Source organism: Trinickia terrae, assembly GCF_005144415.1.
GTDB lineage: Bacteria > Pseudomonadota > Gammaproteobacteria > Burkholderiales > Burkholderiaceae > Trinickia_A > Trinickia_A terrae.
Window position 1 is genome coordinate 1 of record NZ_SWJE01000045.1, and the last position, 587, is coordinate 587.

Annotated in this window: 1 protein-coding gene; it reads right to left on the bottom strand. The window is 67.5% G+C overall.

Translation table 11 applies throughout. The features are described 5' to 3' along the window. Positions 1-584 (bottom strand): hemagglutinin repeat-containing protein (locus FAZ69_RS33000; protein ID WP_439654820.1); only part of this gene is annotated, 584 nt, incomplete at its 3' end. Between the last annotated feature and the right edge of the window lie 3 nt (positions 585-587).

Here is a 587-nt window from a genome sequence, read left to right on the forward strand (position 1 = left end):
TCGGAGCCGGCAATCGTCACATTGCCGCTGCCCGGCGTGCCGTCCCCGGTCGCGACGAACGTCGCGCTGCCGCCAGCCTGAACCGTCGAGCCGCGTTGCGTCGTCTGGTCTTCGGACGACTGACTGGAGCTGTGGCTCGAACCGACACTGACCTGAATCCCGATGCTCGGCGTCACGCCCTTCATCGCCCCTGCTGCCGCAGAGGCAACCGTCGCCACATCGCCCGCCGCCGCGTTCGCGTGCAGCGCCGCCGCGCGGTTGTCGCTCCCGGCGTCGTTGCGAGTCGCCTGCGTTTCGCTGATCCCGTTGTTGATCGCATCCCCGACCGTCCCCGACAAGCCGACCGTCACCCCGCTCGAGCTCGTCTGCTGCGTCTGCGACTGATGCGACGTGTCCGTGGCCGCATCGATGATCACGTTCGCCGCCGTCCCCGTCACGTTCTGCGCCGCGAGCAGGTCGCTGCCCGTCACGTGCAGCGTATTGCCGGCACTGATGGACAAGTTGCCGTTGAGCGAGCCGATCGTGCTCGCGTTGTTCGTGACGCTCGATTCCTCATCCGTCGTCGCGAGCTTCTTGCTGCCGATCGA